This window comes from Tenacibaculum larymnensis (assembly GCF_028829235.1).
Taxonomy (GTDB): domain Bacteria; phylum Bacteroidota; class Bacteroidia; order Flavobacteriales; family Flavobacteriaceae; genus Polaribacter; species Polaribacter larymnensis.
Genome location: NZ_JAIWJY010000004.1, coordinates 44,357 through 59,376, shown reverse-complemented (window position 1 = coordinate 59,376; position 15,020 = coordinate 44,357). Strand labels below are relative to the sequence as shown.

At 30.9% G+C, this 15,020-nt stretch carries 14 protein-coding genes; 8 read left to right on the top strand and 6 right to left on the bottom strand.

Translation table 11 applies throughout. The features are described from left to right. Positions 1-302 precede the first annotated feature (302 nt). A complete protein-coding gene (locus tag LCI24_RS07170) occupies positions 303-1,898 on the top strand; it encodes a helix-turn-helix domain-containing protein (protein ID WP_274639763.1) in 1,596 nt (531 codons plus the stop codon). Between the two features lie 13 nt (positions 1,899-1,911). On the opposite strand, the gene LCI24_RS07165 is transcribed toward LCI24_RS07170, so the two are convergent. Continuing rightward, complete coding sequence (locus LCI24_RS07165) at positions 1,912-2,118, bottom strand: hypothetical protein (protein WP_274639762.1); 207 nt, start codon at positions 2,116-2,118, stop codon at positions 1,912-1,914. A 280-nt stretch (positions 2,119-2,398) separates the two neighbouring features. Here LCI24_RS07165 and LCI24_RS07160 point away from each other — a divergent pair, with 280 nt between their 5' ends. From LCI24_RS07160 to LCI24_RS07150, 3 genes are read left to right on the top strand one after another with little or no spacing between them, the layout of a single operon-like run. Further along, positions 2,399-2,569: a hypothetical protein gene (locus LCI24_RS07160; RefSeq protein ID WP_164723413.1), complete on the top strand. Its 171-nt coding sequence runs from the start codon at positions 2,399-2,401 to the stop codon at positions 2,567-2,569. A 26-nt stretch (positions 2,570-2,595) separates the two neighbouring features. Continuing rightward, entirely contained in the window at positions 2,596-2,766 is a 171-nt protein-coding gene (locus tag LCI24_RS07155; protein WP_274639761.1) for a hypothetical protein, read from the top strand. A 27-nt stretch (positions 2,767-2,793) separates the two neighbouring features. Continuing rightward, the gene (locus LCI24_RS07150; RefSeq protein WP_124588444.1) at positions 2,794-2,973 is read left to right on the top strand and encodes a hypothetical protein; all 180 of its coding nucleotides are present in this window, start codon (positions 2,794-2,796) and stop codon (positions 2,971-2,973) included. A gap of 61 nt (positions 2,974-3,034) precedes the next feature. On the opposite strand, the gene lon is transcribed toward LCI24_RS07150, so the two are convergent. Further along, positions 3,035-5,491 carry an endopeptidase La gene (gene lon, locus LCI24_RS07145; RefSeq protein WP_274639760.1) on the bottom strand — a complete coding sequence of 819 codons (2,457 nt, stop codon included), beginning with the start codon at positions 5,489-5,491 and terminating at the stop codon, positions 3,035-3,037. Positions 5,492-5,721: 230 nt separating this feature from the next. On the opposite strand from lon, the gene LCI24_RS07140 reads away from it, so the two are divergent. Genes LCI24_RS07140 through LCI24_RS07130 form a run of 3 tightly spaced genes read left to right on the top strand, consistent with a single transcriptional unit; the run spans position 5,722 to position 7,440 of the window. Beyond that, on the top strand, positions 5,722-6,408 hold the full coding sequence (locus LCI24_RS07140; RefSeq protein WP_274639759.1) for a tetratricopeptide repeat protein: 687 nt from the start codon (positions 5,722-5,724) through the stop codon (positions 6,406-6,408). Next, positions 6,408-6,953 carry a YfiT family bacillithiol transferase gene (locus tag LCI24_RS07135; RefSeq protein WP_274639758.1) on the top strand — a complete coding sequence of 182 codons (546 nt, stop codon included), beginning with the start codon at positions 6,408-6,410 and terminating at the stop codon, positions 6,951-6,953. Before LCI24_RS07140 ends, LCI24_RS07135 begins: the two co-directional genes overlap by 1 nt. Beyond that, the gene (locus tag LCI24_RS07130; RefSeq protein ID WP_274639757.1) at positions 6,946-7,440 is read left to right on the top strand and encodes a hypothetical protein; all 495 of its coding nucleotides are present in this window, start codon (positions 6,946-6,948) and stop codon (positions 7,438-7,440) included. Before LCI24_RS07135 ends, LCI24_RS07130 begins: the two co-directional genes overlap by 8 nt. Positions 7,441-7,442: 2 nt before the next feature. Here the strand turns inward: LCI24_RS07130 and LCI24_RS07125 are convergent, their stop codons facing one another. From LCI24_RS07125 to pheT, 4 genes are all read right to left on the bottom strand, one after another. Beyond that, positions 7,443-8,057 (bottom strand): LysE family translocator, encoded by a 615-nt coding sequence (locus tag LCI24_RS07125; protein ID WP_274639756.1) that lies wholly within the window; start codon positions 8,055-8,057, stop codon positions 7,443-7,445. A 12-nt stretch (positions 8,058-8,069) separates the two neighbouring features. Beyond that, positions 8,070-8,729, bottom strand: coding sequence for a hypothetical protein (locus tag LCI24_RS07120; RefSeq protein ID WP_274639755.1), 660 nt, complete (start codon positions 8,727-8,729; stop codon positions 8,070-8,072). Between the two features lie 10 nt (positions 8,730-8,739). After that, on the bottom strand, positions 8,740-9,777 hold the full coding sequence (locus LCI24_RS07115; protein WP_274639754.1) for a quinone-dependent dihydroorotate dehydrogenase: 1,038 nt from the start codon (positions 9,775-9,777) through the stop codon (positions 8,740-8,742). Between the two features lie 64 nt (positions 9,778-9,841). Continuing rightward, positions 9,842-12,268 carry a phenylalanine--tRNA ligase subunit beta gene (gene pheT / locus LCI24_RS07110; RefSeq protein ID WP_274639753.1) on the bottom strand — a complete coding sequence of 809 codons (2,427 nt, stop codon included), beginning with the start codon at positions 12,266-12,268 and terminating at the stop codon, positions 9,842-9,844. Positions 12,269-12,440: 172 nt separating this feature from the next. On the opposite strand from pheT, the gene LCI24_RS07105 reads away from it, so the two are divergent. Further along, complete coding sequence (locus LCI24_RS07105; protein ID WP_274639752.1) at positions 12,441-15,011, top strand: endonuclease; 2,571 nt, start codon at positions 12,441-12,443, stop codon at positions 15,009-15,011. The last annotated feature ends 9 nt before the right edge of the window (positions 15,012-15,020 follow it).

Below are 15,020 nucleotides of genomic sequence, written 5' to 3'. Positions count from 1 at the left end.
TTAATTATCGTCTAAATTCTTTTCTTTTATCTGGACATTATTTACTAAAGTAATCTGTATATAGACTAATAACACTCTATAAACCATTAAAAAAGAACAAAACAAGCTGCTGATTAATAGCTCAAAATATTTAAATATTTTTTATTTTGCAGTTCCTATTAATTCTTTAACTCCTCTAAAAAATCATGTTAAAACAAATTTCGTTTCTCTTCTTAGTATTTTTTACTTGTTTTGTTTCTTTCTCTCAAACAACAAAGAAGTATAGCGAGACTGATTTAAAAGATTTTAAAAAAAAGTTCTACTTGAATAGAGAAATTGGTGTTGATAGCTCTCTATATTATATGAAAAAGCTTTTACAAAGTGATAATGTTGCTTACAAGACTTTTGGGTATGCTGCTACAGAATATTTAAAAGTAAGAGAAAAACAGCCTATAAACATTCCTTTTAAAGATAGTATAAATAAGTATCTACCCAAGATAGCCAAAACTAATAAAAATTTTCCCTTACTATTTGATATCCATATATTATTAGGTAATTCTGATAAAAGAAAAAAGTTAATTAAATCTGCTTTACAAAATTATATAGCAGCTGAAAACTACGCTTTTTTAGCTAAAGATATTGAGCGAACTATTAAAATTAAAGGTAATATAGCGCTCATTTATCAAGATATGGGAGAGTTAGACAAAGCTCTTAATAAAGCAAAAGAAACTCTTGAACTTATAGAAATAAATAAAGAAGCTCTTTCTAATAAGTACTATAGTAGTAAGTACAAAAGAATGTTTAATGTTGCCGCTATTTATGCCACTTTATATAAAAATAACAAAAAGCAACATCAATACGCAGATTCTTCATTACATTACTATAACTCCATACTAAAAACAAAAGAGTTCAATCTTAATAGCTATTACACTGGCAAAGTTTATTATGGTAAAGGGACTATCTATACTTTAAAAGAAGAATACTCTAAAGCCAGTTCTTTCCTTGAAAAAAGCTTAGAATTATTTGAAAAAAGTAAATCACAATCATACTTATATAAAGGTTATTATAATAATGCCTATAATTATTATATGTCTAATAATCTAAACAAAGCAAAAGAGAACTTTCTAAAGGTTTTAAAAATAAAAAAAGACACAATTCTAGATTACAATTATTTACACACACATTATTACCTTTCTAAAATTCACTCTAAGCAAAATAAAATAGACTCTGCTAAATATCATTTAAACACTTTTATTATTGATTATGAAAAACTTACTTCAAGAAAAAAACAGCAAATCAATGGAGCCTACAAGATAGATCTTGATAAAAAAATAAAAGAGTTAAAAGAGTTAAAAGAATACATTGCTAACAAAAGTTTTTATTACAGAACAATTTTTATAATACTAATCCTTACTCTACTAATTATTAGTTTTCTAGTTTTTAAAAATTCTAAAGAAAAAAGAAAAGCTAATGAAAAATTAGATGAATTATTAGCTAAAATCTCAAAAAAAGAAGACTTAAATGAAAAATCTTTTTCATCATCTAATACCGTAAAAATAAAAGATGAACAACATCAACAAATTATTAACGGTTTATTAAAAATAGAGGAGAAAAAATACTTTTTAAAAGAAGAGTTTAACCTGTATAATGCGGCAAAAAAAATAGGTACTAACACAACTTATTTATCAAAAATCATTAAAGATTATAAAAAAATGAGTTTTAATGATTATACAAATGAGTTACGAATTAATTATATTATTGGAGTATTAAGTAATGACAAGAAAGTGAGATCTTATACAACTCAAGCTATTGGAGAAATAGCTGGATACAAGAACTCTAAGTCCTTTACTCGAATTTTTAAAAAACATATAGGTATAACTCCTTATCAATTTATAGAAAAAATTAATAAAGAGTTATAGTGTTGTAATTATTTTAAATACTAAAAACTTTGTACTCATAGCATTTATCTCTACTATCCTCTCCAGGAGGTGGAGGTAAACAATCTTCTTCTCCATCTGTATCAGGTCCACCAAATACTTCTGTGTTTGGTTTTGCAATTGGATCCCCTGCAAATATTTTAAATTTTTCTTCTGATGTTAATTCATACTTCATTAACGACTCAATAGATAAGCATTTCATAAGTTTTAATTTTTCTGTTTAGGTAAAGTTAATTTTTTTATCAGTTTATTTTCCATTTATAAATGCATCACCCTAAACAAAACCACAAGACACTGATAAACAAAAACTTAAAAAACCAATAAGGATGTCATTTTTTTAAAATAGTACCTGCTTTTTTCTTAAATAGTCACTTAATATGCTTCTTTTCCTTTCCTAATCTCCCAATATTTGTGATACATAATTCTTAAATGCGGAACCTGAAAAGCATATAATAGAGTAAGGAAAATTAAATTAATTAACCATGTTAAAATCAATTTCAAGCTTAGGAAATGTTTTGAATAAGTCAGAACAAAGAGAAGTTAATGGAGGTCAAATTGTATGTCCTAGAGGAACTTATTTAAAATGTGACTGGATAAGATGCTGGTGTGAGCCAGAATATACTGAAAAACCTTTTGAAGATTTTGATCATTAAAAACAAATAACTAAAACTAATCAATCATGTTAAAATCAATTGCAAACTTAGGAAACGTTTTGAACAAATCAGAACAAAGAGAAATCAATGGAGGCCAAATAACTTGCCCTAGAGGTCAAGTATTAAGGTGTAACTGGTTAGGTTGCTGGTGTGAGTTTGAATATGCTGAAGAACCTCTTGAAGACTTTGATCATTAAAAAGTTAATACCTAAAATCTATTAATTATGTTAAACTCAATTTCAAAATTAGGAAATGTTTTGAATAAATCAGAACAAAGAGAAATCAATGGAGGAGCTATAAAATGCCCGCCACATACAAGATATGTATGCTTAGGTGTAGCTCCATTAGTGTCTTGTTGGTGTCAGCCATTTGCACTTCCAGGTGACGAAATAGCTACTATGTAATCAAGTAACTTGTTAAAATTAAAAAGCCACTTATATCTTAACAAGTGGCTTTTTTTATAAACTATACAAGTTTCTTAGCATTCTTAACTTTTTGTTTGGTAAGTGCAATATCAATTACCTCACTCATATCGGTTACATAATGGAATGTTAATCCTTTTAAGTAACTTTCTTTTATCTCTTCTATATCCTTTTTATTATCAGCACACAAAATAATTTCTTTGATGTTAGCTCGTTTTGCAGCCAATATTTTTTCTTTAATACCTCCAACTGGAAGTACTTTTCCACGTAACGTAATTTCACCTGTCATAGCTAATTTATTTTTTACTTTACGTTGCGTAAATAAAGATACTAAAGAAGTTAGCATAGTAATACCAGCACTTGGTCCATCTTTTGGAGTTGCTCCTTCTGGTACATGAATGTGTACATCATACTTATCTAATACTTCAGGGTTTATTCCAAACTCCTCCGCATTAGATTTAATATACTTCATTGCAATTGTTGAAGATTCTTTCATTACCGTACCTAAGTTACCTGTAATTGAAAGGTTACCTTTTCCTTTAGAAAGAATAGATTCAATAAATAAAATATCTCCTCCAACACTTGTCCAAGCCAATCCAGTAACTACTCCTGCCACATCATTACTTTCATATTTATCACGTTCTAAACGTGCAGGTCCTAAAATAGTTTCTATATCTTCATTTGTTAAAGCAACATTATACTCCTCCTCCATTGCTATAGATTTTGCAGCGAAACGAACTACTTTTGCTACTTGTTTTTCTAAACCACGAACTCCAGATTCTCTTGTATATCCTTCTACTATTTTCTCAATTTGCTTTTTACCTACTGTTAAATGCTCTTTAGATAATCCGTGCTCTTTTAACTGCTTAGGAAATAAGTATTTTTTTGCTATTTCTACTTTTTCTTCAATAGTATAGCCTGTAACATTAATAATTTCCATACGATCTCTCAATGCCCATGGAATTTGATTAATGTTATTAGCTGTAGCAATAAATAATACCTTAGAAAGGTCGTACCCTACTTCTAAATAATTATCGTAAAACGATGTATTTTGCTCTGGATCTAAAACTTCTAACATAGCAGAAGAAGGATCTCCTTGATGACTTTGACTTAACTTATCAATTTCATCTAATACAAACACTGGGTTTGAAGTCCCTGCCTTTTTTATATTTTGAATTAAACGACCTGGCATCGCTCCTATATAAGTTTTACGGTGTCCACGAATTTCAGCTTCATCACGTAAACCACCTAAAGACATACGCACGTATTTACGTCCTAGTGCTTCAGCAACCGATTTACCAAGCGATGTTTTACCTACTCCTGGAGGTCCATATAAACAGATAATAGGCGATTTCATATCACCTCGTAACTTAAGAACAGCCAAATGTTCTATAATACGTTCTTTTACTTTCTCTAATCCGAAATGATCTCTATCTAAGATTTTTTCAGCTCTTTTTAAGTCAAATTTATCTTTTGAATACTCTCCCCAAGGTAACTCCAACATTAACTCTAAATAGTTACGTTGAACACCATATTCGGCCATTTGAGGATTCATACGTCTTAAACGGTTTAACTCTTTTTCAAAAGTTTCTCCAACCTCTTTATTCCATTTCTTTGACTTTGCTTTAGCACGCATTTCATCTAGCTCTTGCTCATGAGAAACACCACCTAACTCATCTTGAATGGTTTTTAATTGTTGATTTAAATAATATTCACGTTGTTGCTTATCTAAATCAGAACGTGTTTTAGACTGAATATCATTACGCAACTGTAGTTTTTGAAGCTCTTTATCTAAGTTTTTTAACGTTAGTAGCGCACGCTCTTTTAAATTGTCTTTTTCCAACAACACTTGTTTTTGCGATACACTTAACTCCATATTTGATGAAATAAAGTTCACCAAAAATGAACTTGATTGAATATTTTTTATCGCAAACGACGCCTCTGAAGGTAACATAGGGTTTTCTTTAATAACCTCTAATGCTAAATCTTTAATTGACTCAATAATAGCATCAAACTCTTTTTGATCATCAATTTCTCGTTCATCAACTGCTTCTTTTACTTTAGCCTTTAAATAAGGTTCTTCTTGTATAACTTCTTCAATCTCGAAACGTTTTTTACCTTGAATGATTACAGTTGTATTACCATCAGGCATTTTTAACACACGTAATATTTGTGCAACCACACCTGTTTGATAAATATCATCTATTCCTGGATCTTCTACTTCACTATCTTTTTGCGCTACTACTCCTACAACCTTATCTCCCTTGTTAGCATCTTTAATTAACTGAATAGACTTATCTCTACCTGCAGTAATTGGAATTACAACTCCTGGAAATAAAACTGTATTACGTAATGGAAGAATTGGTAACTCTTCTGGAATACTTTCTCTATTTATTAACTCTTCATCTTCTGGTGTTAGTAATGGAATTAACTCCGAATCTTCATTAAAAACATCTTGAAGCGACAAATTGTCTAAATGTAATATTTTTGATTTACTCATATCTTATTTATTCTGTCATAGTGGCACTTTTCATCTTTTTATTGAAAGAAAACCACTTTTTAAAAACCTTAATCAACTGATAAACAAAAGAATACAAAAAACCTTATGTCTATCGCACCAAGTATAATTCAATTCTTATGCCAACGAAAGTTATAAATAACTTAATTTGTAACTTATTTTATTTTGAGTCGTCTCATTAGTGTAATATTTCAACAAAAACTAACCAAAAAATGAAATTTAAATTTTTAATTCTTTCACTTACCTTACTATTAATCAGCTGTAGTTCTAAAACAAACTCTCCAGAGTTTATAGAAAAAGTAACCGGGCGCTATTATTTTAATGCTGATGAAATTATAGCAGTTACTTTTAATGAAGATAATAATTTACTTATAAAATGGCGTAATCAAGATTTAGAACCTTTAAAAGTAAACGATTCTTCTTTTTACGTTAGAGAGTTAAATGAAAAGTTAATTTTTAACACCTCTGAGAACAAAATAGAGTTAGCAGAAAAAAGAGAACATGATGGTGAAAAATATGTTTTTAAAAAGCTAAAAAAAGGAGAAAAAACACCTAGTGAGTATTTAACAGAAGGCAACTTTGAAGCTGCTTTAAAAGGTTATAAAGCTATTAAAGAAAAAGATAGTTTAAATCCTGTAATTAGAGAGAGAAACTTAAACAGATTGGGATATCAATATCTTAGAAAAGATGAGTTTGAAAATGCTATTAATGTTTTTAAAATAAACATTGAATTATACCCTAATAGCTCTAATACCTATGATAGTACTGCTGATGCTTATACTAAAATGAAAGATACTATAAAAGCTATTGAATACTATAAAAAAGCACTAGCTATCAATCCTGAAAATAGTAGTTCTAAACGAAATTTAGAAAAACTAACTTCAAAAAAAGAAGAGTAATGGAAAAGTTAAAATATCCTATTGGTAAACCTGAAATTCCAAATAACATTTCTTCTAAAAATATTGCTAAATGGATTGAAACTATAGAAGACTTTCCAAAAAGACTGAATAAGTTAGTTTCTGATTTATCCGAAGAACAATTAGATACTCCGTACAGAGAAGAAGGTTGGACAATTAGGCAAGTGATACATCACTGTGCTGATAGTCATCATAATTCTTATACTCGCTTTAAATGGGCTTTAACAGAAGATAAACCAGTTATTAAAACTTATTTTGAAGATCGTTGGGCTGAATTATTTGATTCCAAAACTGCTCCTATTCAACTTTCGTTAGATACTCTAAAGGCATTACATGCCAAATGGGTTTACTTCATGAAAGGTTTAACTGAAGAAGACTTAAACAAATCGTTTATCCATCCTGACGGAAATGAAGAAGTTGGCTTAAAAGAAAATATTGGAATTTATGCTTGGCATTGTAACCATCACTATGCGCATATTGAACAATTATTAATCAGGAAGGATTGGCTACAAATAAAGAATGTTTAAAGAGAAACTTTTACATACTATCACTTCTTTTATTGAAGAAATAGGTATTGATATCATTTATCAAAAACTTGATGAGCCTTGCTTTTTACCTGGATTAAAATTATATAAAGGGAATATTTTAGTGGATAAAAACAAGTTACAATATCCTGGTGATTTATTACATGAAGCTGGTCATATAGCTACCACTTTACCTGAACAAAGACTTCTTATTGGTACTCCTGAAATGCCTGAAAATTGGCCCAGTGATGGCGACGAAATAGCCACTGTTATATGGTCATATGCCGCTTTACATAAACTGAATTTAGCTCCAGAAATTGTTTTTCATGAAAATGGTTATAAAAACCAATCCAAATGGCTTATAGAACAATTTGAAAACAAAAATTACATAGGTTTACCTTTACTAGAATGGATGGGACTTTGTCATCAAAATAGCAAAGAAGATTCTTCTCACTTGACTTTTCCGAACATGATAAAATGGCTTCGTTAACCTTACAGTAAAATCAACAGAGCAATACCTACAAACACTACAATTTGTGCCCACTTTAAGTATATTCCTACTTTATTATGCTGTTTAATGTAATCAGAAATTTTTCCTGCCAAAATAGCAATGGAAGAAAATATTAAGAAAGATGTTAAAATGAATAATCCTCCTAGTACATAAAACTGGAGTACGTTTGACAAGCTGTCAGAAAACAAAAACTGTGGGAAAAACGCCAAAAAGAAAATTGTAACCTTAGGGTTTAGCACATTCATCCAAAAACCTGTTTTGAATAATTGTAGTATTGATTTTTTCTGTACATTTTCTGTTGAAAAAGCAATATTAGCATCACTTTTATACACTTGAAAAGCTAAGTACAGTAAATACCCTGCTCCAAATAACTTGATAATGAAAAATAAGTTCGGGTTTTGTTTTATGATTTCTGATACTCCAAAAGCCACCAAAGTTGTATGAATTATACATCCCGTCATTAACCCACCCACAGTTGCCAACCCATATTTTTTACCATTAACAATGCTTTGCGTTAATACAAAAATGTTATCAGGTCCGGGTGAAATAGCTAAGGTAGCGGTAGCAAAGACAAAAGAAATAAGGGTTTCTAGCATAAATTAATTTGTTTATTCTTTTAAAAAGTTTATTAACTTATTAATTTTAAATTTACACTCTCTATCCTTTATTATTTCAACCTTCAACTCAAGCATAGTAACAAAATGTACGTTTATATTTCCTACGAAAAGCATTTTTATTTGCCTTCTTTCCTTTTCGTTTAACCCACCCTCAGAATCTAATATTTTCTGAAAACTATCAACAACCGATAAAACATTATTTATAACAGGCATAATACCATTGGTATTATGTTCTATTATTGAGTTTATAAGAGGTTTATTATTAATTAAAAAGGGAATAAGTATGTCTATATTGATATATTCTTCTTTTAGTTTTAATCCTGGAGTGTAAAATTTAATACTTTTTATATGATTATTTAAATATTCAACTTGTTTAAATAAAATATTAGTTATTCTATTTACCTTGAATTCTTTTCTTGTATCAGAAAGTTCTAAGCGTTGAAGATTTAATTCTTTTTGTTGAATTAAAATAGATACTATAATTCCAAAAAGAGCCAACCCTGAAAATAATGCATTAACTGCTCCAAACATATCTCCAAATGTACCTCTATCTGAAGAATCATATATAGAGTCTATTATTATAGCTGAAAAAAACCAAATTAAAAGAACTGACAACACCCCAAAAACAACTTTCTTCTTCGTTAACTCCATAGCTTAAATTTTATTTTTCTTCTTTCAAAATAGCCTTATTGATTCTTTTTACCAAACTTGGTCCTTCATAGATAAAACCTGTGTAAACCTGCACTAAGTCTGCACCTGCTTTTAACTTTTCTAAAGCATCTTTTTCTGAATGAATACCTCCTACTCCAATAATTGGAAATGCTTTGTTAGAATTGTCTGCTAAGTATTGAATCACTCTTGTGCTTCTATCTTTTACAGGTTGACCACTTAAACCTCCATTACCAATTTCTTCCAAACGTTCTTTAGAAGCTTTTAAACCTACTCTATTTACCGAAGTATTTGAAGCTATTACTCCGTCAATCTTTGTCTCAGCAACTAACTCAATAATTTCATCAAGCTGTTGATTGTTTAGGTCTGGCGCAATCTTTAATAAGATAGGTTTTTGTTGTGCTTCAGCGTTATTTAACTTTTGGACTTCTGTAATTAATTCCTTTAAATAATCGGCATCTTCAAGTTTTGCATGACTAGATACATTTGGACAACTTACATTTAGTACAAAATAATCTACATACGGATGCAACCCTTTAAAACAGGCTACATAGTCTTCTGTATAATTTTCAGGGGCAGTATTCGTGTTCTTTCCAATGTTTCCTCCTATGAGAATCTTTCCTTTGTTCTTTTTTAATTGTTCAACCGCTGCTTCTAAACCTTCATTATTAAAGCCCATTCGATTAATAATTCCTTTATCATCTTTTAAACGAAATAAGCGTTTTTTCGGATTTCCTGCTTGACCTTTTGGTGTTACGGTACCTATTTCAACAAAACCAAACCCAAAATTAGCCAGCTCATTGTACAACACTGCATTTTTGTCAAACCCAGCTGCTAATCCTACAGGGTTTTTAAAAGTTAAACCAAATAAGTTACGCTCTAATTTTTTATCATTTACTTGATACATTCCTCTAAAAATAGATGGCACTCCTGGTATCTTCGATAAAAACTTTACCAATGAAAATGTAAAATGATGAATCTTTTCAGGATCAAAAAGAAAAAAAATTGGGCGAATCAGTAATTTGTACATCAGTTTATTTTAGTTTGTCTTGTTTGTTAAATATAAAAAAAGCTCCAAAAATGGAGCTTCTGAATTATCGTAATACAGCATCTAAACTCTTTTCGAATGTTTGCTGTAGTTTCTGCATTATTTTATCTATTTGTTTATCTGCCAATGTTTTGTTTTCATCTTGTAAAACAAAACTTACTGCATACGATTTTTTACCCTCTGGTAATTTATCTCCTTCGTATACATCAAATAAATCTACTTCTTTTAAAAGCTTTCTTTCTGACTGAAATGCTAAGTTATAAATTTCTTTGAATTCAACTTTATTATCCAATAACAAGGCTAAATCACGCTTTACAGCAGGAAATTTAGGTAAATCAGCTACTTTTATTTTTTTCTTTCCAACTAAACCTAAAATATTTTGCCAGTTAAAATCAGCAAATAATACTTCTTGTTTAATTGAAAACTCTTTTAAAATTGCTCTTTTAACAACTCCTAACTCTACTAATTTAGTTTTTCCTAAGCTTAATGTGATTCCTTCAGAAAACACATCTGATTTTGTTGGAGTAGTTTTTAGTTTATCAATTCCTAAACGACTTAATAAAGCTGTTACAACTCCTTTAACATAGAAGAAGTCTGATGCTTGTGAAGCAACTTTCCAGCTATCTTGTGTTCTATTTCCTGTAACAAACAATGTTAAATGCTTGTCTTCTTGGTAACCACTTTCGTATTTATGATACGTTTTACCGAACTCATAAAACTTTAATGAATTATTCTTTCTATTGATATTGTAAGCAACTGACTCTAATCCACTAAATAGTAACGATTGACGCATTACTTTTAAATCATTACTCAACGGATTAAGCATTTCAACATTAAAATCAGCGTTCAAGTTATCAGATAACTCAATATAATCAGCTTTCGTTAACGAATTAGCCATAGTTTCATTAAAACCTATCGACGTTAACTGGTCAGCTACAATGTTTTCAATCTTAACATTTTTATCACTATCAAAAGAAATTGATGTGTTTAGTTTATGAGAAAACTCAATGTTATTATATCCATAAACACGTAAAATCTCTTCTATGATATCCGACTCACGTTGTACATCTACTCTATAAGAAGGTACTACTAGCCCTAAACCAGCTTCAGTAACACTATTTATTTTAATATCTAATGAAGCTAAAATCTTTTTAATGGTTTCTTTCGGAATTTCCTGACCTATTAATTTGTATGCATTATCAAACGATAAGAATACCTCAAAATCTTCCACCTTTACTGGGTAAAAATCTAAAATATCAGAAGACATTTTTCCTCCTGCATATTCTTCAATTAATAAAGCAGCACGCTTTAAAGCATACTTTGTAGTATTAATATCAATTCCTCTTTCGAAACGGAAAGAAGCATCCGTATTTAATCCATGACGTTTTGCTGTTTTTCTAACCGATACTGGATTGAAGTAAGCACTTTCTAAGAAAATAGAAGTTGTATGCTCTGTTACACCTGATTTTGCTCCTCCAAATACTCCTCCAATACATAACGGATTATCATCCGCATCACAAATCATAATATCTTCAGAAGATAACTCTCTTTCTACATCATCTAGAGTAGTAAATTTTGTTCCTTCCTCTAAAGTTTTTACTACTACTTTACCTCCTCTAATTTTAGAAGCATCAAAAGCATGTAATGGCTGTCCTAATTCGTGTAATACGTAATTTGTAATATCTACGATATTATTCTTAGGGGTCAATCCAATTGCTTTTAACCTATTTTGAATCCACTCTGGTGATTCTTTTACTTCTACATCAGTTATTGTAATACCACAATAACGAGGAGCTAAATCTTTATCTTCAATTTCGATATCGATTTTATGAGTACGCTCATCAACATGGAAGTCTGATACTGATGGAGAAATTAATTCAATATTAGTTCCTTGCTGAATTAATCCAGCTCTTAAATCACGTGCAACACCGTAATGGCTCATTGCATCCGCACGGTTTGGTGTTAAACCAATCTCAAAAACGTGATCCGTTTCAATATTAAAAACTTCTGAACAAGGAGTACCTGGAACCAAACTTTCGTCTAAAACCATAATTCCGTCATGACTTTGTCCTAAACCTAATTCATCTTCAGCACAAATCATTCCGTGACTCTCTTCTCCTCTAATCTTTCCTTTTTTGATTTTAAAGCCTTCTCCTTTTTCATCATACAACATGGTACCAACAGTAGCTACAGGTACTTTTTGACCTGCTGCAACATTTGGTGCACCACATACAATTTGCACAGGGTTACCATCTCCTAAATCAACAGTAGTAACTTTTAACTTGTCTGCATTTGAATGCTTTTCACAAGTTTTAACTTCACCTACGACAACTCCTTTAAGGCTTCCTTTAATACTCTCTACAGTTTCTATTCCTTCAACTTCAAGACCTAAATCAGTCAATAACTCACCTGTTTTCTCAGCCTCCCAGTCTGTTTGTAAAAATTGTTGTAACCAATTGTATGATATCTTCATAATCAATCTCTAATTTTAGCGTGCAAATTTACGCAAAATAAAGGAAAAACTATAAACTAGTTATCTACAAAAGATATACAACTGATTATTAACCTTTTGGTAACATTGGAAAATTATATTTTTTATTGATTTGTAACGAGTTAACAAAATTTTAACATTTCAAGAAAATATTATGAAACATAAACTACTCTTCTTTTTTTTGATAGTATCTCTATCAGTTTTTTCACAGATTCCATCATACTATAACGATGTAAACCTAAATTTATCGGGTTCTGCTCTAAAAAATGAACTGGCTACAAAAATTATTAATACACATACCACTAACTTATCATATACTCCTGGTGTGTGGAACGCTTTAAAACAAACCGATTTAGATCCTAACGATCCTAGTAAAGTTTTATTAATTTACGGATATAGTGACACTGATGGTAATTATGTTACTGACAGAACTAGAGATAAGGATGCTAACGGTGGTACTGCTGGTACACAATGGAACAGAGAACACGTATATGCTAAATCATTAGGAAACCCTAATTTAGGAACTTCTGGTCCTGGTGCTGACGCACATCATTTAAGAGCTGCTGATATTTCTTTCAACTCTCAAAGAAGTAGTAAAAAATTTGCAGATGGTTCTGGTAATGCTGGTAGTGTTTCTGGTGGCTGGTACCCTGGTGATGAATGGAAAGGTGATGTTGCCCGTATGATGATGTATATGTATTTACGTTACGGTAATCAATGTTTACCTACTGGTGTTGGTACAGGAGCTACTATGGCTTCTGATTCTAACATGCTTGCTTTGTTTATTCAATGGAATGTAGACGATCCTGTATCTGACTTTGAAAAACAACGTAATCCTATTTTAGAAGGAATTCAAGGAAATCGTAATCCTTTTATTGACAACCCTGCTTTTGCTACTGAAATTTGGGGAGGTCCTCAAGCTGAAGATTTATTTGGAGGAGGTAGTGGTTCTGACACCCAAGCTCCTACTGCTCCTACTAACTTATCTGCTTCTAACATTACTGAAACTACAGTTGATTTAACTTGGTCAGCTTCTGCAGATAATATTGGTGTTTCAGGATATGATGTATATAATGGAGCTGCTAAAATAGCCACAACCTCTTCAACTTCTTATACTGTTATAAATTTAACAGCAGCTACTAATTATACTTTTTCTGTAAAAGCCAAAGATGCAGCAGGTAATGAATCTACTTCTAGCAATTCAGTTTCTGTAACAACTAATACTAGTTCAGGTGGAGGAAACGGAACAGCAACAGATTTATTAATTTCTGAATATGTAGAAGGTTCTTCAAACAATAAAGCTATTGAAATTGCTAATTTTACTGGAGCTACTGTAAACTTATCTGGATATTCATTAAAAAAAGCTGCTAATGGTGGCGGGTGGACTAATACTTTAACTTTAAGTGGCCAATTAACAAATGGAAATGTTTATGTAATCGCTAATAGTAGTGCTTCTAGCACAATACTTAACAAAGCAGACAGAACAGATACAGGTGTAATTTCTTTTAACGGAAACGACGCTGTTGGTTTATTTAAAGGAAGTACCCTTATCGATTTAATTGGAGATCCTAATAGCTCTTCTACATTTGCGCAAGACAAAACAATGCAAAGAAAATCTTCTGTTACATCTCCTAACAGTTCTTATACAACTTCTGAATGGGATATCTTAGCTAAAGATACATTTAGCGGCTTGGGAAACCACAACATTAATGGCGGATCTACTACTCCAGACACTACTGCTCCATCAACCCCTACTAACGTTGCTGCTTCTATCATAACACAAACTTCTGTTAACCTAAGTTGGACAGCATCAACAGATGATACTGGTGTTACAGGATATGAAGTATATCAAGGAAACACAAAAATAACAACTGTTACTGCAACAAGCTATTCTGTAAGTGGGTTAACAGCTTCAACAAGCTATACATTTTCTGTAAAAGCAAAAGATGCTGCTAATAATATTTCTTCAGCTAGTAATACAGTAAATGTAACAACTTTAGCAAACACAGTTTCTTACTGTAGCACTAAAGGGAATAACGTAAATTATGAATGGATTGACAATGTTGCTATCGGAGGAATTTCAAATACTACTGGCGCTAATAGTGGATATGCAGACTTTACGTCTTTAACTGGTAATTTACCTTACGGAAGTAACACTATAGTTGTGAGTGCAGGTTTTTCTAGCTCTTCTTATACTGAATATTGGAAAGTTTGGATTGACTTCAACCAAAACGGAACTTTTGAATCTTCTGAAGAAGTTGTTAGTGGCTCTTCATCTAGCTCTGGTAATTTATCATATAATTTTTCTGTACCTACCTCTGCTTTAGCAGGCGCTACAAGAATGCGTGTATCAATGAAATGGAATGCAGCTCCTTCACCTTGTGAAACTTTTTCTTATGGTGAAGTTGAAGATTATACGGTAAACATAGGTGCTAGCGCAAAAGGATTAGGAGACAGTAATATTACTATTGATGGAAAGTTAGGAAATGAAGCTTCTATCTTTGATGCTAGTGTTTTACCAAACCCTAGTGTAGACTTCGTAAAAATTAAATTAGCAGATGACAGAAATGCTACTTTTAAAGTTACAACCTTAACAGGTCAACAAGTTTTAACAGGAAAGGTTACTCATAACAATCTTAATATTTCAAGCTTAAATAACGGAATTTATATTCTTGAAGTAAACGACGGTCAAAAATCGTTTACTAAAAAGATTATCAAAAAATAGTTTATAGCT

Coding starts and splice junctions, on each gene's coding strand:
- LCI24_RS07165 (WP_274639762.1), bottom strand. CDS start 2,118: ATGAAATGCTTATCTATTGAGTCGTTAATGAAGTATGAATTAACATCA.
- LCI24_RS07160 (WP_164723413.1), top strand. CDS start 2,399: ATGTTAAAATCAATTTCAAGCTTAGGAAATGTTTTGAATAAGTCAGAA.
- LCI24_RS07155 (WP_274639761.1), top strand. CDS start 2,596: ATGTTAAAATCAATTGCAAACTTAGGAAACGTTTTGAACAAATCAGAA.
- LCI24_RS07150 (WP_124588444.1), top strand. CDS start 2,794: ATGTTAAACTCAATTTCAAAATTAGGAAATGTTTTGAATAAATCAGAA.
- lon (WP_274639760.1), bottom strand. CDS start 5,491: ATGAGTAAATCAAAAATATTACATTTAGACAATTTGTCGCTTCAAGAT.
- LCI24_RS07140 (WP_274639759.1), top strand. CDS start 5,722: ATGAAATTTAAATTTTTAATTCTTTCACTTACCTTACTATTAATCAGC.
- LCI24_RS07135 (WP_274639758.1), top strand. CDS start 6,408: ATGGAAAAGTTAAAATATCCTATTGGTAAACCTGAAATTCCAAATAAC.
- LCI24_RS07130 (WP_274639757.1), top strand. CDS start 6,946: ATGTTTAAAGAGAAACTTTTACATACTATCACTTCTTTTATTGAAGAA.
- LCI24_RS07125 (WP_274639756.1), bottom strand. CDS start 8,057: ATGCTAGAAACCCTTATTTCTTTTGTCTTTGCTACCGCTACCTTAGCT.
- LCI24_RS07120 (WP_274639755.1), bottom strand. CDS start 8,729: ATGGAGTTAACGAAGAAGAAAGTTGTTTTTGGGGTGTTGTCAGTTCTT.
- LCI24_RS07115 (WP_274639754.1), bottom strand. CDS start 9,777: ATGTACAAATTACTGATTCGCCCAATTTTTTTTCTTTTTGATCCTGAA.
- pheT (WP_274639753.1), bottom strand. CDS start 12,268: ATGAAGATATCATACAATTGGTTACAACAATTTTTACAAACAGACTGG.
- LCI24_RS07105 (WP_274639752.1), top strand. CDS start 12,441: ATGAAACATAAACTACTCTTCTTTTTTTTGATAGTATCTCTATCAGTT.